The sequence below is a fragment of the Citrobacter sp. Marseille-Q3906 genome (assembly GCF_916618775.1).
Taxonomy (GTDB): Bacteria; Pseudomonadota; Gammaproteobacteria; order Enterobacterales; family Enterobacteriaceae; genus Citrobacter; species Citrobacter murliniae.
Genome location: NZ_CAKAKA010000002.1, coordinates 1,990,878 through 2,015,890 on the forward strand (window position 1 = coordinate 1,990,878; position 25,013 = coordinate 2,015,890).

26 protein-coding genes and 2 tRNA genes are annotated in these 25,013 nt (G+C 48.3%); 9 read left to right on the forward strand and 19 right to left on the reverse strand.

The genetic code is table 11. The annotated features are described in order from the left end of the window. Positions 1–4: 4 nt before the first annotated feature. Together flhC and flhD are read right to left on the reverse strand one after the other, a co-directional pair. A complete protein-coding gene (gene flhC, locus LG384_RS13750) occupies positions 5–583 on the reverse strand; it encodes a flagellar transcriptional regulator FlhC (RefSeq protein WP_045449675.1) in 579 nt (192 codons plus the stop codon). A 2-nt stretch (positions 584–585) separates the two neighbouring features. Next, the gene (gene flhD / locus LG384_RS13755) at positions 586–927 is read right to left on the reverse strand and encodes a flagellar transcriptional regulator FlhD (RefSeq protein WP_003034622.1); all 342 of its coding nucleotides are present in this window, start codon (positions 925–927) and stop codon (positions 586–588) included. Between the two features lie 791 nt (positions 928–1,718). On the opposite strand from flhD, the gene uspC reads away from it, so the two are divergent. Further along, positions 1,719–2,147, forward strand: coding sequence for a universal stress protein UspC (gene uspC, locus LG384_RS13760; RefSeq protein ID WP_045444205.1), 429 nt, complete (start codon positions 1,719–1,721; stop codon positions 2,145–2,147). Positions 2,148–2,164: 17 nt separating this feature from the next. Here uspC and otsA read toward each other — a convergent pair whose 3' ends face one another. The 6 genes from otsA to LG384_RS13790 form a co-directional block, all read right to left on the reverse strand. Beyond that, a complete protein-coding gene (gene otsA / locus LG384_RS13765) occupies positions 2,165–3,583 on the reverse strand; it encodes an alpha,alpha-trehalose-phosphate synthase (protein ID WP_045444208.1) in 1,419 nt (472 codons plus the stop codon). Further along, on the reverse strand, positions 3,558–4,361 hold the full coding sequence (gene otsB / locus LG384_RS13770) for a trehalose-phosphatase (protein ID WP_200012827.1): 804 nt from the start codon (positions 4,359–4,361) through the stop codon (positions 3,558–3,560). Before otsB ends, otsA begins: the two co-directional genes overlap by 26 nt. A gap of 176 nt (positions 4,362–4,537) precedes the next feature. Continuing rightward, the gene (gene araH / locus LG384_RS13775; protein ID WP_045444215.1) at positions 4,538–5,524 is read right to left on the reverse strand and encodes an arabinose ABC transporter permease AraH; all 987 of its coding nucleotides are present in this window, start codon (positions 5,522–5,524) and stop codon (positions 4,538–4,540) included. Between the two features lie 14 nt (positions 5,525–5,538). After that, positions 5,539–7,053, reverse strand: coding sequence for an L-arabinose ABC transporter ATP-binding protein AraG (gene araG, locus LG384_RS13780; protein WP_225761088.1), 1,515 nt, complete (start codon positions 7,051–7,053; stop codon positions 5,539–5,541). A 104-nt stretch (positions 7,054–7,157) separates the two neighbouring features. Next, the gene (locus tag LG384_RS13785) at positions 7,158–8,147 is read right to left on the reverse strand and encodes an arabinose ABC transporter substrate-binding protein (protein WP_045444221.1); all 990 of its coding nucleotides are present in this window, start codon (positions 8,145–8,147) and stop codon (positions 7,158–7,160) included. Positions 8,148–8,464: 317 nt separating this feature from the next. After that, complete coding sequence (locus LG384_RS13790) at positions 8,465–9,022, reverse strand: DJ-1/PfpI family protein (RefSeq protein WP_045444225.1); 558 nt, start codon at positions 9,020–9,022, stop codon at positions 8,465–8,467. 554 nt (positions 9,023–9,576) lie between these two features. Between LG384_RS13790 and LG384_RS13795 the strand changes: the two genes are divergently transcribed. Further along, on the forward strand, positions 9,577–10,080 hold the full coding sequence (locus tag LG384_RS13795) for a non-heme ferritin-like protein (protein WP_045444228.1): 504 nt from the start codon (positions 9,577–9,579) through the stop codon (positions 10,078–10,080). Positions 10,081–10,219: 139 nt separating this feature from the next. Here the strand turns inward: LG384_RS13795 and LG384_RS13800 are convergent, their stop codons facing one another. After that, positions 10,220–10,471 (reverse strand): DUF2766 family protein, encoded by a 252-nt coding sequence (locus LG384_RS13800; RefSeq protein ID WP_045444231.1) that lies wholly within the window; start codon positions 10,469–10,471, stop codon positions 10,220–10,222. 125 nt (positions 10,472–10,596) lie between these two features. Here LG384_RS13800 and LG384_RS13805 point away from each other — a divergent pair, with 125 nt between their 5' ends. Next, complete coding sequence (locus tag LG384_RS13805) at positions 10,597–12,018, forward strand: MFS transporter (protein WP_225761089.1); 1,422 nt, start codon at positions 10,597–10,599, stop codon at positions 12,016–12,018. Between the two features lie 33 nt (positions 12,019–12,051). Here the strand turns inward: LG384_RS13805 and LG384_RS13810 are convergent, their stop codons facing one another. After that, the gene (locus tag LG384_RS13810; RefSeq protein WP_045444237.1) at positions 12,052–12,690 is read right to left on the reverse strand and encodes an RpiB/LacA/LacB family sugar-phosphate isomerase; all 639 of its coding nucleotides are present in this window, start codon (positions 12,688–12,690) and stop codon (positions 12,052–12,054) included. A gap of 268 nt (positions 12,691–12,958) precedes the next feature. On the opposite strand from LG384_RS13810, the gene yecR reads away from it, so the two are divergent. Both yecR and ftnA read left to right on the forward strand, forming a co-directional pair. Then, positions 12,959–13,294: a YecR family lipoprotein gene (gene yecR, locus LG384_RS13815; RefSeq protein ID WP_225761090.1), complete on the forward strand. Its 336-nt coding sequence runs from the start codon at positions 12,959–12,961 to the stop codon at positions 13,292–13,294. Positions 13,295–13,674: 380 nt separating this feature from the next. Continuing rightward, positions 13,675–14,172, forward strand: a complete 498-nt coding sequence (ftnA, locus tag LG384_RS13820; protein WP_045444240.1) for a non-heme ferritin — start codon at positions 13,675–13,677, stop codon at positions 14,170–14,172. Positions 14,173–14,217: 45 nt separating this feature from the next. On the opposite strand, the gene LG384_RS13825 is transcribed toward ftnA, so the two are convergent. Continuing rightward, positions 14,218–14,457, reverse strand: a complete 240-nt coding sequence (locus LG384_RS13825) for a YecH family metal-binding protein (protein ID WP_200012825.1) — start codon at positions 14,455–14,457, stop codon at positions 14,218–14,220. A 233-nt stretch (positions 14,458–14,690) separates the two neighbouring features. Here LG384_RS13825 and tyrP point away from each other — a divergent pair, with 233 nt between their 5' ends. Further along, positions 14,691–15,902 (forward strand): tyrosine transporter TyrP, encoded by a 1,212-nt coding sequence (gene tyrP / locus LG384_RS13830; protein ID WP_045444245.1) that lies wholly within the window; start codon positions 14,691–14,693, stop codon positions 15,900–15,902. Between the two features lie 64 nt (positions 15,903–15,966). Here tyrP and LG384_RS13835 read toward each other — a convergent pair whose 3' ends face one another. The 6 genes from LG384_RS13835 to LG384_RS13860 all read right to left on the reverse strand — a co-directional run bounded on the left by LG384_RS13835 (position 15,967) and on the right by LG384_RS13860 (position 19,779). Next, positions 15,967–16,632 (reverse strand): YecA family protein, encoded by a 666-nt coding sequence (locus tag LG384_RS13835; protein WP_045444248.1) that lies wholly within the window; start codon positions 16,630–16,632, stop codon positions 15,967–15,969. A 205-nt stretch (positions 16,633–16,837) separates the two neighbouring features. After that, positions 16,838–17,119 (reverse strand): heavy-metal-associated domain-containing protein, encoded by a 282-nt coding sequence (locus LG384_RS13840; protein WP_045444251.1) that lies wholly within the window; start codon positions 17,117–17,119, stop codon positions 16,838–16,840. Then, on the reverse strand, positions 17,116–17,472 hold the full coding sequence (locus LG384_RS13845; protein WP_200012821.1) for a mercuric transporter MerT family protein: 357 nt from the start codon (positions 17,470–17,472) through the stop codon (positions 17,116–17,118). Before LG384_RS13845 ends, LG384_RS13840 begins: the two co-directional genes overlap by 4 nt. Further along, positions 17,450–18,592, reverse strand: a complete 1,143-nt coding sequence (locus tag LG384_RS13850) for a transglutaminase-like domain-containing protein (RefSeq protein ID WP_225761091.1) — start codon at positions 18,590–18,592, stop codon at positions 17,450–17,452. Before LG384_RS13850 ends, LG384_RS13845 begins: the two co-directional genes overlap by 23 nt. Before the next feature lie 253 nt (positions 18,593–18,845). Next, positions 18,846–19,316, reverse strand: coding sequence for an SRPBCC family protein (locus LG384_RS13855; protein WP_225761092.1), 471 nt, complete (start codon positions 19,314–19,316; stop codon positions 18,846–18,848). A 13-nt stretch (positions 19,317–19,329) separates the two neighbouring features. Then, positions 19,330–19,779, reverse strand: coding sequence for a DUF1571 domain-containing protein (locus LG384_RS13860; RefSeq protein ID WP_231593075.1), 450 nt, complete (start codon positions 19,777–19,779; stop codon positions 19,330–19,332). A gap of 453 nt (positions 19,780–20,232) precedes the next feature. Between LG384_RS13860 and LG384_RS13865 the strand changes: the two genes are divergently transcribed. The 3 genes from LG384_RS13865 (at position 20,233) to LG384_RS13875 (ending at position 24,480) form a co-directional block, all read left to right on the forward strand. Next, positions 20,233–20,577, forward strand: a complete 345-nt coding sequence (locus tag LG384_RS13865; RefSeq protein ID WP_225761094.1) for a hypothetical protein — start codon at positions 20,233–20,235, stop codon at positions 20,575–20,577. Between the two features lie 396 nt (positions 20,578–20,973). After that, positions 20,974–21,189, forward strand: coding sequence for a hypothetical protein (locus tag LG384_RS13870; protein ID WP_225761095.1), 216 nt, complete (start codon positions 20,974–20,976; stop codon positions 21,187–21,189). Positions 21,190–21,855: 666 nt separating this feature from the next. After that, the gene (locus LG384_RS13875; protein WP_225761096.1) at positions 21,856–24,480 is read left to right on the forward strand and encodes an inverse autotransporter beta domain-containing protein; all 2,625 of its coding nucleotides are present in this window, start codon (positions 21,856–21,858) and stop codon (positions 24,478–24,480) included. Between the two features lie 325 nt (positions 24,481–24,805). On the opposite strand, the gene LG384_RS13880 is transcribed toward LG384_RS13875, so the two are convergent. Both LG384_RS13880 and LG384_RS13885 read right to left on the reverse strand, forming a co-directional pair. Next, positions 24,806–24,892: transfer RNA gene (locus LG384_RS13880), tRNA-Leu, on the reverse strand. A gap of 12 nt (positions 24,893–24,904) precedes the next feature. Further along, a tRNA-Cys gene (locus LG384_RS13885) sits at positions 24,905–24,978 on the reverse strand. Positions 24,979–25,013: the final 35 nt, after the last annotated feature.

Here is a 25,013-nt window from a genome sequence, read left to right on the forward strand (position 1 = left end):
TCAGTTAAACAGCCTGTTCGATCTGTTCATCCAGCAGTTGTGGAATAATATCGGCAGCATTCTGGGAAAGTTTACGTCTTTTTACGGCCCGCGATGGCGGCTGGCATAAACTACATGCAAAGCTGCCCACTGGTTGATGCGCGTGAGTAATAAAATTCCCGCCGCAGCAGTTGCAGGTGGACAGTTCCAGCAAGCCACTGTCGACAAAGCGCACAAGAGTCCACGCGCGTGTTAACGCCAGCAAGGGTCCTTCCTCAGGCTGCGGACACTGTTCAAGATATAAACGGTAGGCTTTAATTACGGCATCCACGCCGCTGCACAGACCCGTTTTAAGAAGAAACTGCCAGGCGTTGCAAAACATAGAAGCATGTATATTTTGCTCCCACGTCATAAACCAGTCGGTTGAGAAAGGGAGCATCCCTTTTGGCGGAGGGCTACCGCGTAATTCTTTGTAGAGCTTAATGAGTCGGCCACGGCTTAACTGCGTTTCGCTTTCCAGCATTTGCAAACGGGCGCCCAATGTGATTAATTCCATCGCTAGCTGGATATCACGCGCTTCCTGAACAATGCTTTTTTCGCTCATCATCAAGCCCTTTTCTTACGCGCCGCATCATCAATGTCGCTTAACAGACGCGTTGAAAGCATGATACCGGTGTGAATTTGCTGAAGATCGTCAACGCGAGAATCTTGCGTCAGTCGAGTAACAGTTTGGTGATCATCGAAACGGAAATGACATACCAGTTGATTTGTTTCAGCCAGTTTGACCATTTGAGGAAGTGTTAGTGTTGCCAACGTGTCCGCCATCTCTTCGCTGATACCAAGGCGGAACATCGCGGATGCTTTATCCTGAACGATCAAACGCTGTGCAAGCAATAAATATGACAAATTGATGTCATAAATGTGTTTCAGCAACTCGGATGTATGCATTATTTGCATCCATAATAACCAACATGATTTTTATGCGGTAAAACCGCACCCCGTGATGTCGCCGGGAAGGCCCGGTAAAAAAAAACAAAAGGTCAAATACATAGCAGCGTTACGGCACTTACGCGTTGTGTAAACATTCCCTTTTAAGAAGGCCGCGTTCCTTACAAGCTCACATCAATTCTTACAAATGTCTAAGATTTTTCCTAATTCGACGCAACTCTACCCGCCACCCGTTACACATACAACGGAGCGATGCTGCGAATTTAAAGAATATGTGACACAGATCACATAAAGCAGCTAAAGGATTAACATAAATCCATCAGCGTGGCTTTTACTTTGCTTGTTTTTTGAACTATCGTTCTTCATTTCAATTCCATGCGTACGAATATTATTGCAATGAAACCGAATAGCATCTTATTTACCTGCGTTAATATCACGCACTGAAATAACATGCTGAATAACTTATTCACTATGAAACGTTATTTCATTAAATGCTTTATAAACAACAACTTAAATATTAAGGTCAATTAATTAATACCGCATGGTGACGACATCTTAAATGTTAATTAATGTTTAATTTTTATTAACACATTGTTTTCATTAGCAGTTGATTTCACTTAAATCACCTGAATGCATTTCAGGCTCATTTGACGTGATTATTCTATTTATAAGAATAATTAATGAATAATCATGATGGCATTCACACTATTGTCAGGTGAAACGATGCAGTATTGAGCTAACCCGAGTAAACATGAAAGTTCTCTCATAATTCTTATATAAAGGAGCGAGTTATGAGCTATGCGCACATTCTTGTCGCTGTTGCAGCCACCCCCGAAAGCCACCAGCTGTTAGCGAAGGCCGTTTCTATCGCTCGCCCTGTCAATGCCCGTATTAGCCTGATAACCCTTGTCTCGGACCCTGAACTGTATAATCAATTCGCTGCACCAATGCTGGAAGACCTTCGTGAAGTGATGCAAGAAGAGACACAGGATTTTATTGATAAGCTCAGTAAAGAGGCTCAGTACCCCATTGAGAACACCTTCATCACCTATGGGGCACTGAACGAACATATTCTCGACGTGTGCCGCAAGCACGCTGTCGATCTTGTCATTTATGGCAACCATAACCAGAGCTTCTTTTCGCGAGCATCCTGCTCAGCGAAAAGCGTTGTCAGCGCAAGTCAGGTGGATGTGCTGCTGGTTCCGCTGGCGGGTGACTAATCACCGAGCATCGGATTTCAGGCCAGTTTGGGCAATGAGGCCACGTTGTCGTGCGGCTGGCTTTCAGCATGACGTGGCGCGACCTTTTTTAGGTCACGAATAAAACTGGCCTGCCAGTTGTCGATATCGTTTTTGACAATCGTCTCCAGCATCCCGGCGTGACGCGAAATACGCTCATCAAGCGGCATGATTAACGCTCTGTTCAACGCGCTGGCAACGTCATCCCGATCGTAAGGGTTAACGATCAGCGCGGAGGCCAGCTCATTCGCCGCCCCGGCAAACTGTGATAACACCAGTACGCCGGGATTGGCAGGATCCTGTGCGGCGACAAACTCTTTTGCCACCAGATTCATGCCGTCCCGTAATGGCGTAACCAGCCCAACATCCGAGTAACGGAAAATCTTCATCAGCAATTTGCGGTCAAAGTACTGGTTCAGGTAGTAGAGAGGCGTCCAGCCCAGTTGACCATATTTGCCGTTAATTCGCCCGGCTTCGGTCTCTAGCTGATGACGAATATCCTGATAAGCCTGAACTTCTTCGCGCGATGTCGGCGCTATCTGTGTATAACGAATCTTACCGTGGTGCTGAGGGTAATTTTCTAACAAAGACTCATAGGCCTGAAATCGCTCCGGCAGGCCTTTGGAGTAATCCAGCCGCTCGACGGAAAATATATTCTTCACATTCTTTAATTCAGCCTTTAACTGCGCCATTTTCGGCGGAAGCGGCCCTGCCGCCTGTTTGGCGATTTCATCCGGCGCAATACCGATAGGATACACCTCAGTGCGAAACGCTTTATTCCAGGCATGGTGATGTTTGTCGCGTGTGGTCACTCTGGTTTGAGCGCTCAGACAATCGAGAAAAGCCTGACGATCATTTTCGGTCTGGAATCCGAGTAAATCAAAATCACACAACTGCTCAAGCAATACTTTGTGTGGCGGTAGCGCGGTGAAAATTTCCGGCGTCGGAAAAGGAATATGCAGGAAAAAACCAATACGGTTATTCACACCACGCTTACGCAGTTCACTGGCAAACGGGAGTAAATGGTAGTCGTGAACCCAGATGATGTCGTCATCACTAAGCAGTGGCAGCAGTTTATCAACCAGTAAGGCATTCACCCGCTGATAGCCTTCCCATGCAGGACGCTGAAACTGCACCAGATCCAGCCGGTAGTGAAATGCAGGCCATAAAACGGCGTTCGAAAACTGACAGTAATACTCTTCGTAATCCTGTTCGCTCAGATTAAACGATGCCCAGGTAATATTGCCGCGGGTAACTTTTTTTAGCGGTTTATCTTCATTGCCTGTTTCACCGCTCCAGCCAAACCATAGCCCGCCTGCGGCCTTAAGAGCGCCCAGTACACCGACTGCAAGACCACCTGCGTTCCCTTTATCATCCGGTGAGGCAATTCGATTAGATACTACGACTAAACGGCTCATAGCTATCTCTCCTGTCATTCGTTGTTTTTTGTTCTTGCTGCGGACAGTTGATTTGCTCCAGCCAGCGCCAAACATCTGTTACGCCTGCCAGACGCCATGTCGCCTGAGTCACCCCGCTTCCCACCTTTACGGAAATACCGCCGGCGCGGTTCACTACTCTAAAACCGGCCTCATCCGTCAGGTCATCACCAATAAAAACGGGTACTCTTCCGGCAAAAGGGGCTTCCTGCATAAATGCATCTATAGCTTCTCCTTTATTCGTACCTTTTGGTTTAATCTCCACGACGCATTTCCCAGGCTGTAGCGCAAGCTGCGGCCATTTATGGATGATGTGCTGAGCCAGTGCCAACAGCGCCGCCTCATGCTCAGGAGCCTGTCGATAATGCAGGGCAAAAGCCATGCCTTTTGCTTCAAGCGTGGTGCCTGGCAGTTCTGCCATCGCCGCATTTAGTAGCACACCAATTTCACGTTCAACATCCTGAGGTAGACTCACAATATGGGCATGGCCATTGATGTCGCGGCGTTCTGCCCCATGCACTCCGGCAAGCGGAAAGCGAAAGGGAGTAGTGAGTACGTCAAGCTCAGCCATTGAGCGCCCTGAAATCAATGCCAGTGCTCCCGCATTTTGCGCCGCCAGGCGATGTAACAAATGCAGGACTGTCTTAGGGACAACTACCTGATCAGGATGCGGTTTAATCTCTGCCAGGGTTCCATCAAGATCGAAAAAATAAGCACAGTTTGCAGATAGCTCAGGGGTTACGGTTAGCGATGCTGTCACCCGAATCTCCTCCTCATCATTGTCTGTGCGACGCGCGGATCGCGCCGTATATGTGATGTATGACGGATATAAGTATAGACAGTGTGACCAGGCTCGCCATTTGGAAAAACAATCGCCAGCCGGTATAGCGGCTGGCGATGAGGAGAAGCTAGACTAAAAAGTTGGCAATGAAATTATCAAACAGTACGCTTCGCTTTTTGTTTGTAACGGTCGAAGATCACCGCCGCCAGCAGGATTAAGCCTCGAACCACATATTGTGCAAACGGAGAAATGTTCAGCAGGTTCATCGCGTTTTCAACGGTTCCAAGAATCAGCACCCCGGCGACTACATATGAGATTTTTCCGATGCCGCCTTTGAGTGAAACGCCCCCTAAAACACAGGCTGAAATCACAATAAGCTCATAACCGATAGAGGTCATTGGCTGGCCGCTGGTCATGCGCGATGCCAGAATAATCCCCGCAACGGCGGATACCAGGCCGGAAAGAATAAAGATAATTATCTTGGTGCGTACTACCGGAACCCCGGCCAGACGCGCAGCCTCCTCATTACCACCAATTGCCAGCGTATTACGTCCAAAGGTGGTTTTATTCAGCAGTAGGCCAAAAATAATAAAGCAGCCTACCGTCAGCCAGATGGGTGCCGGCAACCCTAACCAGTTGGCATAGCCGAGTGCAAAGAAGCGCTCATCTTCAATCCCTACCGCTTTACCGTCGGAGATAATGTAGGCCAGACCGCGAACAATCTGCATAGTTGCAAGCGTGGTGATCAGCGCATTAATTTTTAAACGTGCAATTACGAACCCATTCACCAGGCCGCACAGAACGCCTAACAACAGTCCTGCAGCAACGCCAATCCACAGGCTTTCCGTCATATTGATGACCACAGCGGTTGTAACCCCGGCGCAGGCAATTACCGAAGCGACCGAGAGGTCAAAGTCACCAGATGCCAGGCAAAACAGCATCCCGCAGGCGACCATACCCGACATGGAAACAGCCAGCCCCAGCCCCTTCATATTAATAAAAGTGGCAAAGTTAGGTACGAAGATGGCGCAAACCAGGAACAATGCGGCGAAAACCACCAGCATCCCATATTGATCCCAAATTCTGCCAAGATTTAGCGCCGATTTTGATGCGCCAGAACCCGATGTAGAAACCGAAGACATTATACTCTCCTTATTCAGGCTACAGCCTGGCTGACTTTAGGCATAGCAAGGCTTAGCGCCTGCCGTTCATCCGCCTGTTCATGAAGTAACACCCCCGCAATCTCCCCTTCCCTCATCACTACGATACGGTCGGCGACACCGAGAACCTCCGGTAGGTCACTGGACGCAAACAGCACGGCAACGCCGCGCGCCGCCAGCGCATAGATCACGTTATAAATCTCATGTTTCGCCCCCACATCAATGCCGCGCGTAGGTTCGTCGAGCAGAATCACTTTCATCTCTTCCGATAACCAACGCCCCAGAATGGCCTTCTGCTGATTACCGCCGGAAAGGTTCATGATTAATTGCTCTGCACCCGGCGTTTTAATGTTCAGTGCGCGAATATGGTGGTCGGCATTCGTTTCTTCCCAGTTGTTGTTGATCAGGCAACCACCAAGTACATGTTTACGACGCGCGCTGATATTGATGTTGTTACGTACCGAATGCACAGGAATAATCCCTTCGGCTTTTCGATCCTCAGGACACAGCATCATCCCCGCCTCGATAGCGTGGCTGGGTTTACGGATGTTGATTGACTTTTCATCAATAAATACCTGACCGGCGGTGATCCGCGTCCCTCCAAACAGCCCTTTCATCAGTTCGCTACGTCCGGCTCCAACCAGCCCGAACAACCCGACGATTTCGCCACTGCGTACTGATAAACTGATCGGCGTACGTACACCGGGCGCCTTCACCTCATGCAGACGCAGACGTTCTGCACCATAAGGTCTGGATTTCCAGCCGTAGATATCTCCGAGGTCACGCCCCACCATTGCCTGTACCAGCGCCTCGTGATCAACCTGCTGCATATCTGTAAAGGTTTTAACGTACTGACCATCTTTAAACACGGTGATGGCATCACTGAGGGCGAAAATCTCTTCCATTCGGTGCGAAACATACAGAATGACGCGCCCCTCATTACGCAGTTCACGAATGACGCGAAACAGATTCTCAATCTCCCTGGCGGAAAGGGAGCTGGTTGGTTCATCAAAGGCGATAATTTTGGCATTGCGCGCCAACGCTTTCGCAATCTCCACCATTTGCCACTGACCAATAGAGAGATATTTCAATGGGGTGGACGGATCGATATCCATCCCTAAATGTTTTAACTGCAGACCCGCTTCGTAGTTCAGTAGCGAGCGATTAACAATTCCACCCTTGTGCGGAAGCTGGCCTAAATAGATGTTCTCGGCGACGGTCATTTCCGGCACCAGATGCAGCTCCTGATAAATTATGGCGACACCGGCGTTCAGCGCGGTGGTTGTATCCGCAAAGGAAACCTCCTGTCCGCGGATCACCAAAGAACCCGTCGTTGGCGCATAGTTACCGCTGAGAATTTTTAATAATGTTGATTTCCCGGCGCCATTTTCACCCATCAGGGCATGCACCTGACCGGCATAGCAGTCAAAGCTGATATCCGTTAGCGCCTTAACGCCAGGAAAGGTTTTGCCAATGCCACGAAATGAGAGATACGGGGTAGACTGTTGCATAACGTCTCCGTGAGTCAGTATCGTTCTAACCTGTTGCCGGATGGCGGCGTTGCCTTGTCCGACCTGGAGTTAGCAGGTCGGACAGACGTTTCACAATTGTCGTGTTACTTACCGCCCAGCCCTTTCTTCGCCAGTTCTTCTTTGAAGTTTTCGCGGGTGATCAACACCACATCCGTGACTTCGGTGAAGACCGGGGGTTCTGCGCCTTTAGTCACCCAGTTGTAGAGCATCTCGCTGGATTTATAGCCGTGGACGTCCGGGCTTGGCAGCAGTGAACCATAGAACCCGGTCGCTTCACCCTTGGAGAGTTCACTAATCGCATCAACGCCGTTAATGCCGATACCAATCACGTTCGGAGCTTTAAAGCCTTGTCCCTCAGTAGCACGAACGCCACCCAGTACGGTGTTGTCGTTCATACCGACAATCAGCCAGTGTTTAACCTCTGGGTGCTGAACCAGCATGGAGTTGGCGGCGTCGAATGCGCCTGGGATATCATTGGATTTGGTCGGAACCTGGTAGATCTGTTTTTCCGGGAAGCCCGCAGCTTTGAGTGCTTCCATTGATCCGGAAGTACGACGACGTGCGGTATCCAGTTCGTTAGCGGTAATGGCCATCACGGCAGAAGATTTCACATCCCAGCCGCGTTTCTGCATTTCGTTGTACAACTCCTGTCCCTGACGCTCACCAATTTTTGTTGCCGCCATCATTACCAACGGTACCGTATCCATTGGCTTACCTTTGGCGTTGGCGAACTGGTCATCCACAGCGATGACTTTCATATCATAGCCACGTGCCTTGGCCATAATGGCTGGCCCAAGTTTCGGGTCAGGGGTACAAATCACGAACCCTTTTGCGCCACTTGCCGCCAGGCTGTCGATAGCATTAAGGGTTTTTTCACCGTCCGGGACAGCAATTTTAATTACCTCAAAGCCAAGATCTTTACCGGCTTTATCCGCAAAATTCCATTCTGTCTGGAACCAGGGTTCCTCCGGTTGTTTCACCAGGAAACCGAGCTTCATGGATTCAGCGATAGCGGATTGTGACATAACGGCAGCCAGACCGATGGCCGCCAGCGCTTTAGTGAATTTGTGCATGGTTAACTCCAGCTTTAACGTTCTTTTATGTAGGGTAAAATCAAACGATTTTTTGTAATTCAGACATAAAACAAGGCATTACTTTGATTGATAAGATCAACGCCAGTGCTGAGAGTAGTTGTAGCGGGAAATTGATTCTCCATAAGAGAGCGGCATCACACCACAGAATTACAGTAATTGCGTACATAAATTCAGTGGGAAATGACATAAAAAAGCGCTGCATTTCTGAAGGGAATAATAAGGAGTAGCAGATTAATCCATAACATCAGCCAGCGAATCCTTGTTCCCGAATACCGAAGCATTCGGGGATCCAGAGATTACCATGCGTAATAAATGTGTTCGGCGTGATCGCGAACAGAAGCGTCATCATCTAACAGACGAGCTGAGAGCGTGAAAGCAAAATCAAAAATATGCCCTAAACCTTTACCACTGAGAAGATTCCCATCTTCCACGACGGGCGCATCAACATATTCCCCGTCAGTAACATTTGCCCACAGTTCACCAGAGCACACATAGCGGCGTCCTTTCAACAAACCGTTACCGCCCAGCACCCGGGCTGCGGCAGAACAAACCGGGCAGATAAGTTTCCCGGCTTCATCATGACGAGCAACAAACTGGACTACCGCATCACTGGCAGCAAGGTTAACGCTTCCCTGTGGACCGCCTGGCAGCACAACTGCGTCATAAACGGTCTCCAGTCGGGCCATCAGAGTACTGTCGGTCACCATCGGGATATCGTGATAGCTCACTACCGCTCGAGACTCGGCGCAGGCCAGGGTCTCAACATCGATATTAAGACGACGCAAAATATCGATGGTAACAATGGCTTCAGCCTCTTCAAAACCGGGAGCCAGCAGTACCGCAACCTTCTTCATATACAACTCCTCGTTTAACCCACATAAACACCACAACAAATACCGAATTATTTATGCCGTCAGAGTAATTAAATTCGTTAAAACTGATCTGACGCATAAAATTAACCACCAGATAATTTCCATCAGCGTCGCTGAGAACAGAAAAATTCCATTAGCGTAATGATTGAAAATCGCCTGTAGAACCAGATTATCTTGTTGTAGAATTTATTTTTGTGACATGAAATAGCATTTCATTATTTTTATTCGCAATTAATTACTGATACATCAATTAGTTAACCACACCCCACTATGCTGCGGCGACAGATGCACAAATATTTTTATGACGATATGTAAAAAAATATAAATATGTAGTTTTAAGGATTTTCTTATGACCAGGCTGGCGTTATGATTATTTGTTATCGGTAAAGAGATCACTCTTTGGTCACCTAAAGGACCGGCGGAACGGAATTATTCTGCTAACAGTATGACTTGTACGTTGATGTGAAGTGCAGCGACAGCCCGTTGTACTGCCGTTAGTAACGTACAGCTTTCTTTCTGGAAATAAGGATATTGATATGGCTGCAGTTGGAATTGTTCACAAACTCAACGCGCAAATGAATCTTGAGTTTTACGCATCGAATCTCTACCTTCACTTTAGTGAATGGTGCTATGAGCATAGCCTGACAGGCACCGCAACGTTTCTGCGTACTCAGGCGCAGGCGAACGTGACGCAAATGATGCGGGTGTTTAATTTTATGAAAAAAGCAGGCGCTAATCCTATCGTGAAAGCCATCGATGTTCCCGGAGATGAGCTGACATCCCTTGAAGAGTTGTTTCAAAAAACGCTTGATGAATATCAGCAGCGCTCCAGCACGCTGTCGCGCTTAGCGATCGAAGCTGAAGCATTGAACGATGCCCCTACCATTGATTTTCTGAACGATCTGGAAAAAGAGCAGCAACAGGATGGCATGCTGTTACAAACGATTCTCGATGAAGTTCGTAGCGCCAAACAGGCAGGCCTGTGTATGGCGCAAATGGATAAGCACCTGCTAAATGTCGTTAACTACCAGCAGCACTAATCTTTGATTCACTCTGCTTTCATGCCGGATGGTGATGCGATTCACCTTACCCGGCTTACACTCGGTCATCTATACGTTCACGCCTCCCGTTCCGGGAGGCGCAAAAAAACCTTTCTAAAACCTGAAACAACGGTTTATTTTAGTGAGACTCATTCTGCGGAGTGAATTTCAGTTCGATCAATGCAACCGCTTTTTGAATTGCACGCATAGTCACCGGATCGGCACCCGCCGGGTGACTGGAAAAATCGATGTTTTTAAGCTGGCTGGACATTTTCTCCCGGACTTCAACCGGGGCAATGACATCAATGATATCCAGAATTTGCTTGATAACCAGTTGGCAGGCAACAACATCCGAGAGCAGTTCCTGATCGGCATTCAGTGTTTGGGACATAGTGAGCTCCTTATAGAAAGGTCGTCATAGTACCCATTCAGCTGTCGAAACGATAGCGGTGCAAGCAGTGTAGCTGCGCTGAAAATAAAAAAAACAGTCAATTTCTTTGAGATGGCAAGCACGACATGAGTGAACATTTAGCGGTTGAGAAATTACGTGGCCTTTCGCCGGCAGCACTGCTCGTTGCCGGGGCCTTCTTTATGGAATTTATCGATGGCACGGTCATTGCCACCGCCCTGCCCGATATGGCAAAAAGCTTTGGTGTGCAGGCGGTTGACCTGAACATCGGCATCAGTGCCTATTTGATTACGCTGGCGGTCCTGATCCCCGCCAGCGGCTGGATAGCCGATCGTTTTGGCGCACGTAAGGTATTTACCCTGGCGCTGGCAATATTTACCATCGCATCCGTCTTTTGCGGATTATCCACCAGCCTCGAAGGCTTTGTGGCGATGCGTATATTACAGGGTGTGGGCGGCGCACTGATGGTTCCGGTCGGTCGTCTCGCCGTCCTGCGTACAACGCCAAAGCATCAATTAATCACCGCCATTGCCACTCTGACCTGGCCTGCACTGGTTGCCCCGATCATCGGCCCGCCGCTCGGCGGGTTTATCACCAGCTATGCCAACTGGCGCTGGATCTTTTTTATCAATGTACCGTTGGGACTGCTGGCGATAGCTCTTGCGTTACGTATTATTCCGGATATTCATGACGACGAGCGCCGTCCGTTTGACTTCCCCGGTTTTATGGCAATGTCTGTCGCTATGGTCAGTCTGGTGTACGCCATGGAGTTACTGGGTTCACAACAGCCTCAGGGTTGGCTCACCGCCGGGCTGCTCACTCTCGGGATTGCCACCTTCATATTCGCTCTGCGCCACTTTCATCATGCCGCCTGGCCGATGATTCGTCTGGAGGCTATGCAGGTACCTACATTCCGCGTCACGATGTACGGCGGCTCACTGTTTCGTGCATCTATCAGCGCCGTACCTTTTCTGCTGCCGTTAATGTTTCAGGTCGGCTTTGGCATGAACGCCTTTCATGCCGGATCCCTGGTGCTGGCAGTGTTTGTGGGAAACCTGACGATTAAACCAGTCACCACACCATTGATACGCTGGCTGGGCTTTAAGAAACTGCTGTTGATTAACGGAGCTCTGAATGTTCTGGCGCTGCTGGCCTGCGCACTTATTACTCCACAAACTCCGGTATGGGTGATTTTACTGGTGCTATATCTGGGCGGCGTTTTCCGCTCGATACAGTTTACCGGCGTCAGCACGCTTGCCTTCGCGGATGTCCCTGCACCACAGATGAGCTATGCCAATACGTTGTTTAGTACGGCAACACAATTAGCGGTAGGGTTGGGGATATCACTGGCGGCTATCGGGATCCGAATTGGCGATAAAATCAGTGAATGGTTGGCGCTGGACAATATTCCGGGGATCAGTTTTCGTCTGGCATTTGTGGCTATCGCCATCATTTGCCTGATTGGTATGGTTGATACATTGCGTCTGACCCGCGATGCAGGAAGCGCGGTATCAAACAAAAATCGTTAAGCCCGGCAGACCGCTACCACCGGGCAACAGGATTTAGCCAATGATCTTACGGACAAACGCTTCGATCGCTTTGTCCTGGCAATTTTCAAAGAAACACTGTTGGAAACGCGGGCCCGACACGGCGGTTTTCACCAGTTCAGGATCGATAGCGCGCAGGGTATCAAGATAGTTTTCTTTTACCACTGCCGCTTTCACCTGATTCAAAATACCTGCGTTACGCACCTGCGGTTCTTTGCGCTCCGGCGGGTAACCTTCGCCATTACGACCTGTAAATGCTTTTTCAAACATGTAGCGCACGTTCAGCTCAGCGCCCCAGCCAAAGCCTTTGGCGAACGCCAGGGAGAGCGCATTACCATTATTGATCTGCGCAAACAGGAAGGCATCTGCCGGATCGAGACAATAGCCACACACCACACCAGGATGGATATTCAGCGACATCATGGCACCTTGTCCGGTGCCACAGCCTGTCACCACAAAATCGACCGCTTTGGAATTGAGCAGAATGCTGGCCATAATACCGAGGTGAATATAGGTCAAATGATGGTCGTTTTCGTCACTCATTCCAACGTTGAAGACAGGAAATCCTTTCTCATCCGCGACAGCCTTAAGCTCGTTATGAATGATCGCGTTTTTGCTTGCCTGGCTGTTTTCCATCATCAATGCAATTTTCATTCTGTATTCTCCTGAATGCGTCGCGGGGATTCCGCTATGAGTCATAACATTCAGGTCACATTACTATCTCTCAAACACACTTTCAAATTTAATGAAATTTAGTTTTAAGAAATAATGAGATGCTCACATTTCCCCCGTTAAACGGCAGAATTCCTTACAACAAAAGCGTCGTTGTGATTAATCGCAGGTGATCTTCACGTTATTCAACCCATTGACTCGTCGCTGTATCAGTCAGGATAACGTATCACCGAATTTTCAGAGCGATATCATGAAGCCTCTTATTCTTGCACTCTTGCCGCTCGTGCTAACGGGATGCACTATCACAAAACAGGCGCAGGTCAGCGAAGCCAGCCCCATCACTGGCGTGGTTCGTCTTACTTACAACCAGGCAATGCTACAAACAGCGCGCACAGACAACTATATTGCCCAGAGTACGGCAACAAAAGAGTGTCAGCGGATGGGATACGCCAGCGCTGTACCATTTGGTCAGCCAGTGGCAACTTGTAGCGTTTACGCAGGTTCCCTGTGTATGAATACCAGGATTACGCTTGCCTGGCAGTGTCATGGTGTGGCCGTGTCGCAGACACAACCTTTCGGCTATTAACCTTTCTGACCTGCATTGTTTTGCTGGTCTTTTATTACTTATATACCCGTCATACTTCAAACTGCAGATGCGTTGACTACACTCAGAAACCCCAGTCACATAGTTATTTATGCTCCTGGGGATTTCCTCCCTTGCCGGGTGACTCGGCCTACGGCCTCGCCCCTTTGGGGCCTGCGCAAGCGCTGTTCAAAATACCTGCTGCATTTTGTCCTGCAACTCAAATTATTTAGAATATATCGCTCTTTTAATAGTATTAATGCGTTTTATTCCCATTCTCATTTTTAATAAATAAATTTATTATTTTACCTTTTGCAAATAATTAAATAACAAATTATAGTGGCGCCACGTAAATATATAATTAATGTTCGTGGAGCAGAACCATGCTGAAAACAGAAATGATCGACAAACTGAATGAGCAAATGAATCTTGAACTTTATTCATCTCTGCTCTATCAACAGATGAGCGCGTGGTGCAGCTACCACAGCTTCGAAGGTGCCGCTGCGTTTCTGCGTCGCCACGCCCAGGAAGAGATGACGCACATGCAGCGTCTGTTCGATTACCTGACAGATACCGGTAGCTTACCGTGCATTAATACTGTGCCGTCACCGTTTGCTGAATATGCTTCTCTGGATGAACTGTTCCGTGTCACCTATGAACATGAGCAGTTGATCACGCAAAAAATTAATGAGCTGGCTCATGCGGCAATGACTCACCAGGATTATCCAACATTTAATTTCCTGCAGTGGTATGTTGCCGAACAGCATGAAGAAGAGAAATTATTTAAATCTGTTATTGATAAGTTATCACTGGCAGGAAAAAGCGGTGAAGGTCTTTATTTCATCGATAAAGAACTGGCTACGCTTGATACACAGAATTAATTCTGTTGGATTACGGTGGCTGACCGCCACCGTAATTCGAGGATCTTAATGGCGGCAGATCTTGCTTTCGTGAGTAGAAAAACCGTCATCGCTGGCAATGAATTTCCCCTTCGCCGCCAAAAACGCCACCAGCTCAGCCGCCGTCATGCCTTCAGCAGAACAGGTATGAAAACGCGCCTGCTCACCAAAACGGGACGTAATCGCCGCTTCAAGACTGGCATTTGAATACTGCTCGCCAGACTCAATCATCATGTTGAGCACTTCGTGACCGTGAATAGAATCCATACTCCCTCCTTAATAAACCCCGTAGCCTAATGTGAACCATATTGCACTGCTTTGCGCTAACGCAGGTTTATGCTGGCAGGACACAAAAAATATCATCTGTAATACATCTTAACCGCCAAATATTCGTAAATTAATCTGTACACAGATTGTAACGGTGATTTGACGAAAATATCGTTATGCCTTAACCTGCGCCGCAGATATAACCGTTGATTATCTCTGGGACAGAGGAAAGCGTGAAGAATAGAACTCTGGGTAGTATTTTTATCGTGGCGGGAACCACGATTGGCGCCGGTATGCTGGCGATGCCGTTGGCTGCGGCGGGCGTGGGGTTTAGCGTCACGCTGGCGTTGTTGGTTGGGCTATGGGCACTCATGTGTTACACCGCGCTGTTGCTGCTCGAAGTGTATCAGCATGTACCAGCGGACACCGGACTTGGCACGCTGGCTAAACGCTATCTTGGTCGCTACGGGCAGTGGGTGACAGGCTTTAGCATGATGTTTTTAATGTACGCGCTAACGGCTGCATACATCAGTGGCGCAGGTGAATTACTGGCGTCAAGCATCAGCGACTGGACCGGTGCCAGCATATCCCCTACGGCGGGTGTACTGCTGTTCACCTTTGTTGCCGGGGGTGTGGTATGTGTCGGGACATCACTGGTCGATCTGTTCAATCGCCTGTTATTCAGCGCCAAGATTATCTTCCTTGTCGTCATGCTCGCCCTGCTGATGCCGCATATCCATAAAGTGAATCTTCTCACTCTGCCGCTACAACAAGGCCTCGCACTCTCCGCAATTCCGGTGATTTTCACCTCGTTCGGTTTTCATGGCAGCGTTCCCAGCATCGTCAGCTATATGAACGGTAATATCCGTAAACTGCGCTGGGTGTTTATCACGGGTAGCGCTATTCCACTGGTCGCCTATATTTTCTGGCAACTCGCTACACTCGGCAGTATCAATTCATCGACGTTTATGGGGCTGCTCGCCAACCATGCTGGCTTAAACGGTTTGTTACAGGCGTTACGTGAAGTAGTTGCCTCGCCACACGTAGAGCTGGCGGTGCATCTGTTTGCCGACCTCGCGCTGGCAACATCCTTCCTTGGCGTCGCACTAGGATTATTCGACTATCTGGCCGATCTCTTCCAGCGCCGTAATACCGTAACAGGCAGAATACAAACCGGTGTGGTGACGTTCCTGCCGCCGCTGGCGTTCGCTCTCTTCTATCCGCGTGGTTTTGTGATGGCATTAGGCTATGCAGGCGTTGCCCTGGCGGTGCTGGCTCTGCTCATCCCGTCAATGCTGGTCTGGCAAAGCAGAAAACACAATCCACAGACAACCTGGCGCGTAGCGGGTGGTACACCAGCACTGGCGCTGGTTTTCATTTGCGGGATCATCGTGATAGGCGTGCAATTTTCTATCGCAGCAGGACTGCTACCTGAAGTCGGTTAAAACAATAGCTTTAGAGTCGCATTAAAGTTGTTAGTAAGACGAAGGGGCTAAACGCCCCTTTTTCTTAATGCAGACAGCACTGCTTATACTTTTTACCACTACCACATGGGCACGGATCGTTACGCCCAATTTTGGCATCCGTTTTTAACGGAACCTTCACCGGCGCTTCCTGTGGATGCGCCATCCAGTAGGCATGCAGATCCAGAGCCGCCAGACGGATCGCATCCACGCTCTCGTCAAATGCTTCAGGAGTCAGTTTCTCAACGACCTCAAAGTTCTCTTCCGTACCGTGCAACGCAATTGCTTCAAGCGCCGGCTTTAACGAATCCGGTAATGAAGACCAGTCAGATAGCGCGACACCTCGCATATAGCCAAAGCACCACTCTTCAACAATAGTCAGCTCATGCTCTTCAATTTCGCGCAGGCCAAACAGCGGTTCAAACTGCTCAGGAAATTCGTCAAGGCGATCGGCTGTATCAGCCATATGCTGAAACGTCAGATTCATGAAACGCGTCATTTCTTTCTCGGAGGACCAGCGAGGGACATACTGCGCGCCTCCCCATATAGCGACCAGCCACTGCTCCGGCTCAATTTCATAAGGTGAACTGAGCACCGCCGTCAATAAGCCATCCAGCTCTGACACATCCAGAATTGCCTTGTCCGTATTGTACTTAGTCAGTACATCATCCAGCCATTCCAGTTCGCTTTCGTTTAGTGGTCCCGTTTTCATAACGCTTTTCCTTAGTAAAAATTCTTGCCTGTGATTATCTTACATGGCTGGTGGGATAACAGATACAAATGGGCATGAGCGGTTCACTGACACCGCCTGTTCAGGTTAACAGGAAACGAGGGTAATTCCGGTAGTTAACGCACAAAAGAGGTCACAAAAAACCTGGCATCATCTTCTGATAGCCAGAAAACCACCCGCAGGTGGTTTATTGTTGTTCAATATGGTTGAGCGTGGCCGTATATCCTGTTTTTGCTACCGCCTTGAGTAGCGTATCAGTAGAGAAATCTTCAGGCACGATCACTTCAGCCTGGCGCGTCTTCAGCGACGATTTAGCCTTGATCACGCCGTCAGTTTCACGTAGCGCCTGATTAACAGAAATGACGCACAGCGAGCAGGTCATATTTTGTATATCCAGCACCACTTTTTGATGAGCTGCCTGAGCCCACAACGGCAGCAATAAGCAAGCGATCAGAGTGACTATTTTCATTCAAATACCTCATAAAACCAGGCAACCAGCGTTGGATAAAATAACACCGGTAAAATCACTATCAGCGCACACCAGTAGAGAATACGCGTCTGTTTCAGGGTCAGCCAGCCGGTACACCACAACCTTTTGGAAAAATAGAGCCGCCAAAAGAGGCGCAACAGCAGCCCAAGCGTCAGCAGAATCAAGGGGAGACGCAAAAACTCGAAACGAGCGAATACCGTAAAACTTGCCGCCGAAATGCCAAACAGCAGATATAACAGTGGCCCCACGCAGCATAATCCTGCGGTGACGGCAGCCACAGCGGCCGTCAGCAGAGTGAGGCCAGCGCCTTTAGCGTTGTTCTGTTGCGACATAGTTGTAGGAGAACGCTTTAGGGTCATAGAAGTTGATCGGATCGCCGTCTACTTCCGCATAGGGGTAACCAAAATTGTTCATCGCTCCCTGTTCTGTGGCCGGATACAGTTCAAAATCACGTCCGTAGTTGAACCCTACCCAGTTCATTTCCCAGTTACCGAACAGGTAGGTGTTAACGGCCTGCACATCAGCATCCTGATGCGTTTTTTTCTCGGCCAGACGCATTTTCGTCACGTCCGCCGGGTCGCAAGGCAACCAGCCGTAACCAGCCAGATAAAACTCTGCGCGACAGTGCTGACCTCCACTCACATCAGCTACCCCGGCACCGTCGGCTTTACCAAAGGCGCTTTTCGAGTAGCGTTCAAGCTTATTGGCTTTCCCCAGACGAATCCCGAATAATTCACGCGCCGGAATGCCGCTGGCACGTGCCAGAGCGACGAAAACGGAACTCATATCGGTGCATTTCCCTTTGAGTTTGCCACTCTTCAGAATCTCCGCCACATCACCCGTTCCGCAGCCGATAACGTCATTATCACGCTCCATATGGCTACTGACCCACTCATAGATCAGGCGTGCTTTTTTCAATGGGTCCTGCTCGTTGCCGGTGATTTTACGCGCTGTTTCCTGCACAAGCCCGTCAACGGGAGTATGCGCAGTCGGCAATAAATAGGGTTTCACATCCAACGGATAAACGATCTGCTCCGGCGCATGCCAGGTTTTTAGCGCATCCTGCTTCAGCGGCTCCCAATCGGCGGTTTCAATGTCAATATCAACCTTAATTAACAACTCTCCTTGTGAATTGGGCCAACTGGCAAACAACGTTTTCGCGCCATAAGCATTATTGGTAGTGACATATGCCTGCTTATAGTTGCCGCTAAAAACAAGGTCTGTCATCTGCTGAAATGCTGTATCTACCGGCAACGGGATCCACAGTTTCACCACACCGCTTGAGCCTTGTGGCGGATTCAATTTATAGGTTTGCGATAAGGCAAAGCGCCGACGTACTACAGGCGCAACTAATGGCTCTGCGGCTTGTACCGTCTGGCTAACGACGGAAGGACCGACTAAACCGGCCGCAGAAAGTAGAACACTATTTTTAAGAAATTGTCGACGTTGCATTGCTGTCTGTCCATGTTGTATGAGTTGAGCGACGGCTAAACGGGCAGAGACCGTACACGATCATCACAGCAGACAGACGCTGACATAAAAAGGCGAGTCGATGGAGTTTATTCATCAATAACAGACCTGTTAACTGTGAATGAAAAGAGAAACAATTAAGCCATTTTCAACCACAAGAGTACAGGCGCAGCATTAAAAAAGACGAAAAACGCATAATAACAGGTAGGCTCCATATCCTTAAAAACCGGCCACATCAAAATATGTACACGTTGGTTCCTAGTTTACGGGCTAACCCTTTTGCTCCCTCACGCATTACCGTATCGTGATTCCAGCGAAAGACGGGCGCTGCCAGTGGAGCAAGGTAGTTCATCCAGCGAATAGTGGTCCGTACATGCCAGTCATACCTGACGATAGTTTCCTTGCCGTTGTAGGAAAAAGACCATATTCCTCGCCCTTCAACTTCACCACTCGCCTCCCCTTCCAGCAGACAACAAGGCAGTATATTCAGTACGTTAATATCAAAGGTTAGACGATAAGGCAGCGCCCCTTTCCAGGTATAGCGGTGCAACGCGCCAATGCCCTGTATATCCCCTTTCTTTATTTCAATAATTCGCTCCAGGCTTCCCCACCATTCAGGCCACTGATCCGGGTGAGAGAAAACATCCCATACATCCTGGATCGAAGCTTCAACCCTCCAGACGGTGGAAAACTGATATTCGGCCATAAACTCCGCGCCCTTAAGGTGTGAAAAAGTCCACGGGAAAACGAATATTGATGATCATGGCATCCATAAGTACGGTTTCCAGCCACTTTCCACCAGCATCGTAACTGAGCACTTTCACGGGTAGTCGATGGTAGTTATCGAACCAAACGTCATACCGGTGAACACCATCAACGACCATCGTCCCCGGCCCCGTCACGCAGACGTGCGTGGTCGAACGCCCCGATACGTTCTCCTCCCCGATTATCGCCGTTTTCCCCTCTCGCTGCAGGTGACGAATATTGTCCAACAATGCGCCAATGTCAGACTGATCGACCCGATGGCCACGCTCGTCTTTTATTAAAGAATTTGTTGGGGAGAGGTTTAATACTGGCAAAGTTCCCAACCCAAACGGCCAAAGCTTCACGTTATTACTTACCGGGTTATAGGTAAGAACGGCCCCAGGATGCGGCTGAGTAAAATCCATCCTTATAAAGCCTGGCTTTTTATAGCTATATCGAATGATTTTACTTTCGGCCTGGACGGAAGAGGAACGAATAAGAACCTGATAAGACTGGAGCTTATCAAAATGCTGCCGGGCGATAACGATGTGGTCTGTAGTTGTGGAACGTTGTGACAGCAGTGATGCAACGGCCAAACTTTTGTCCACCGGATATATAATGCAGCTAAGGACAAGTAATGCTGCAAACATTACCGTCGGAGAAAGTAAGTCTCTGATGTAACCTCCTGCATCTGCATGGTGAGCAAACAGGGGTGATCACCTGTTACCTGTTCAATTATAGTGCTTAATGCCCCCCTTTGACCTTCCTGTTCCGTCATCATGAACAAGGACATAACAGCTAAATTGTTCGTCCTGCACCGGGTATCGTCGCAACCAAAAGCTATACTTTAATAGCCATACTTTTTATGAGTACTAATCATGAAACTGCCATGGGCGCTTTCCTGCGCTGCCCTCGCCATCCTGTTAATGACCTCCTCCCATCTCACTGCCAGCACTTTGCAAGACCAGGCTGAACTGGAGCAAGAGTTAAGTGCCGCTTTAGCAACCGGACACAGCGTCATTATTATTGGTGGAACGGAGAATTTCGGTTTCACGCTCAGAGCCAGAAACAGGATCCACAGACCATTTGCTATCCAGGATGGTATTGGCGATCCCGTGATGATTAACGGTTTTCAGGACCACAACTATAACCCTGCACGGGATGGATTTATGAATAATCCTGCCCGGGGACGTTTTATGTTGAACGCACCTGTTCGTCGCTAAGTGCGATATACATGGCGAGTCACTAACGAGGAGGGATTGCTGGTGGTTTTGTATTAACGGGTCATGTGCTGCATGATAATGAACAGTTCGCGAAAACACGCACAAAAAACCGCCGAAGCGAGTTATGATCGGGAGGATTTTTAACTAGTTACCGCCAGCGGTTAACATTCATTAGGCGAATTTTTACGGTCTGAAAACGAGTCGTTCCCCGCGACTCGTCTCCCACATGGTTCTTCCCCCCCTGCCGGGAGTATCTTTATAATTAATAATCAGTGATATTGACACTTATCATGTATTGCTGCTGTTAATTTCCCACCAGCGCCATCATTAATTTTAGGGCTCTTATCTGCGTTATTATTGATTCTTTATAACTTTGCCAGAGGCAAGGAAAAGCCGGTGAAGAAATCTGCGGGAACATACAGTTCATCGGGTTTACATAAAACCATAGAAAAACAATCTAAGCTTAATGCCGGAGCGGCAATATGCGCTGCTACGGGCGTCACTGTCAATGCCGCCAAAACCGTTTGTGCCCGTTCAACCTGGCGATCGGCCTGTTTTATTGCTCAGTATCTGCCGTTCGGTTTACACGATTTTATATATGCCATTTGGTAAGTGCGTAGTCGCATAAAAAAACCAATGGTGAAAGCAATGAGCAAATCCTGGGATAACCTCCTGATATAAAAAGGTTGTTTGAGTGTACTTAGCGAGCGGACAAAACCTAATGACAGTTAGTTATGGGATTAACAAATTTCAATTAGATCTTATATAATTTGTACGAACTCATACAAATTTATACTGAACCTGAAATCTGTATATACGTCTTGTATATAGCGACAGGCCTCAGTAACCACATCACTTTCAATCAAACCATTCACGGGGATGATTATTTACGTACATGTATCATTTTAACAAATGTAATCATAAAAAAATCACCCTTAATCCTGCCTCATATGGAATTACTACAAAAATGGATTGAAAAACTATAAGCAGAAACAGCACAGGTAAAAAAAACCGAAATACATGCAACCTTCTTATCAACTCGACAAGACTGAGTTGCGCTGTGGTTTGGGAGTTTTGAAATTTCAAGAAATGTGATCTTCCGTTTGTCATACTGAAACAACAAATAAAAGAAAATGATTCAGCCCCTTCAAACTCTGACTATGAGCAATGGGAGCGTTCTTGTTTTCAAGATAGTGAACATACGGAAGCAACATTTAATACACAAGAACTACATTGAACTGAACTCATCAAGTTCAACTAATTAAAGAAGAAATGATAATGCATAAAATCTCGGGTACTGAAAGAAGTAGACACTTTTGCTTCTTTGCATGGTTACAAATTTTTGTACAAGTATTATTTCCCTTGGTTCCAATCATGCCCCACAGTGTTCTGGCGGACAGCTTATCTCTTTCTTCGGCTACGTCTTCTCCATTTTCGACTGTACATAGCACGACATCAACCGACTCTAGGCTGCCTTATGCCGGAACATTAAACACCGTCGCCAGTTCGCTCTCTTCCAGCGGAAAAAACGGCGTAATCAACAGTGCCAAATCAGCCGTCTCCGGTTATACCTCTTCAACGACTCAGCAGTGGCTCAGCCAGTTCGGTACCGCGCGCGTTCAGCTCAACATTGACGACAGTGGCAACTGGGACGAAAGCGCCGTCGATTTCCTTGCCCCTCTGTATGACAATAAAAACGCAGTGCTGTTTACCCAGCTTGGTCTGCGAGCTCCCGACGGGCGCACGACCGGCAATATCGGCATGGGTGTACGAACTTTCTACACCGACAAATGGATGTTTGGCGGAAATGTCTTTTTTGATGACGATTTCACAGGCAAAAACCGCCGCGTCGGTATTGGTGCAGAAGCCTGGACAGATTATCTGAAGCTTTCCGCCAACACTTATATCGGTACAACTGAATGGCATAGTTCACGTGACTTCGAGGACTATAATGAAAAACCGGCTGACGGCTATGATATCCGTGCCGAAGGCTATCTCCCTACATATCCACTGCTGGGTGCCCGGGCTATGTATGAACAATATTATGGAAATGATGTTGCCCTATTCGACAAAGACCACCTGCAGAGCAACCCTTCCGCTATAACCGTCGGTCTGAACTACACGCCAGTTCCGCTGGTTACTGCTGGTATTGATTATAAGCACGGTCAGGATTCTATGGATGAAACCCGCTTCAGTCTGAACTTCCATTACACTTTAGGTCAGTCCTGGCAGTCGCAGATGTCCTCAGACCAGGTTGCCCTGCGCCGTAGTCTCGCTGGCAGCCGCTATGACCTTGTAGAACGTAACAATGAAATCATCCTGCAGTATAAGAAAAAAGATGACGCCGCAGTTCTCACAGACATGACTCTAACGAGCGTTAAAGACAACAGCCCAGCAGACGGTATTGCTACTAATACAGTGACGCTTCACGCTATTACATCTGATAATAAAGCTGCATCAAATGCATCTATTACCTGGGCCGTCACTGGTAGTGCAAAACTTAGTACGACCACATCGATGACCGACGCCAATGGTAATGCTTCAGTCAATCTGACCAGTACAACTGCCGAACAGGTTATCGTCTCAGCTTCATCTGGAACATTGACCCGCACAATGCCAAGTTCATTTTCGCTGTCAGTGGCATCACTAAATCTCAACCTGACTAAAAATAACAGCCAGGCTGACGGTAATGATCAAAATATTGGCCAGGTAGTATTGAAAGATGCCAGTGGTAAAGTTCTTTCCGGCGTTGCAGTTGCATGGCAGGTAGACAGTAGAGCCACTATCGTCAGTAGCGAAAGCGCTACTGACAGCGACGGTGAGGCAACCATAAATTTCACCAGTAAAACCGTCGGCCCTGTAAAATTAAGCGCTACGGCAGGAGGAAAAACAGAGTCGGTTAACTCAGCCTTTATTAACCAGGCTGTTTCAAATGTTACTGTCAGTATGAACAACAATAATGCCCCGGCTGACGGCAACACTGCGAACGTAGCTCAGGCTGTGGTAACAGACTCTAACGGCCAGCCAATGGTTGGCGTCAGTGTGACATGGAGTCTTGGCGTCGGTAGCGCAAAACCGGTTTCGCCACTGACGGTTATAACCAATTCCAGTGGAATTGCCACGTTAAACCTCACTGATACGGTGGCTCAGGATATTCATGTGGCCGCAAGCGCTGGAGATAAAACAGGCAATACGACTGCGACATTTGCAGAGGTGCCGTCCATTCTGGCGATTACAATGAGCCCAGATAATTCGCCAGCTGACGGTAGCACACAAAACGTCGCGCAAATCACGGTAACCCGAGCAGGCAATCCTGTAGAAGGGGCATCCGTACAATGGAGTAAATCTTCTGCTAATGCACAATATGCTTCAGCGACCGCAACATCTACGAATGCCCAGGGTGTCGCGACACTCTCGTTGACTGATCTGACAGCAGAACAATTCACCGTGACAGCAACGGTGAACGGTAGTAACAGCACCTCAGTGCAAACAACCTTTACACCAACAGACTTTGGGCCAATAACCATATCAATACCTGAAGCCGGTAATCCGTCGATTGTGAGTGTTAACCTGGCTTTGGATGGAGTTGATGTTGTGGTGGCTGCCTACAACAACATGGCAGCAGGAGATCAAATAACAGTAAGCTCAGTAATTTCAGGGGATGAATTTGGAAAAAGACTCCCATATACCTCACCCATTCATATCGTATCCAGTTCAGAGGTAGGCCAGAATATTGCGTTGACTATCCCGTCGGAAAACCTGATGAAAGTGGAAGGAGGTGATGGGCAACCCAAGGCACAGCTAAATGTCAGAGCTGATATCACAAAAGGTACGGTAACAAAGAGCAGCGATACGCTGAAAAGCATTATCGACACCTGCGCCCCCGGTGATACAGGTTGCTGATAATCAGTAAAACAAACCGCCCCTACAATTTGGCGCTATGGCAGGGGTACTGGCGCAATGCACCGTAGCGCCCCCCCTGCCGTATCACTGGAAAGCCAAAACCCCGCGCAGGCGGGGTTCTCGTTATGTTCAGATTTGCGCAGTTAAAATTAAACAGTAGATCGGTTGTCTGCATTTCTGGGCGTGCAAAATTAAAACAACAATCCCACATGTAACAAAGTCATCTTAGGAAAGATATTAGGAAATCAAATTTCAGGCACAAAAAAACCACCCGTAGGTGGTTTCACGACACTGCTTATTGCTTTGATTATTCTGTTCTTTCCCATGGTACCCGGAGTGGGACTTGAACCCACACAGCGCGAACGCCGAGGGATTTTAAATCCCTTGTGTCTACCGATTCCACCATCCGGGCTCGGGAAGAAATTGGAGGCGCGTTCCGGAGTCGAACCGGACTAGACGGATTTGCAATCCGCTACATAACCGCTTTGCTAACGCGCCGAAATCTTCAGGCTTTTCAGCCAACATCCGCAAAT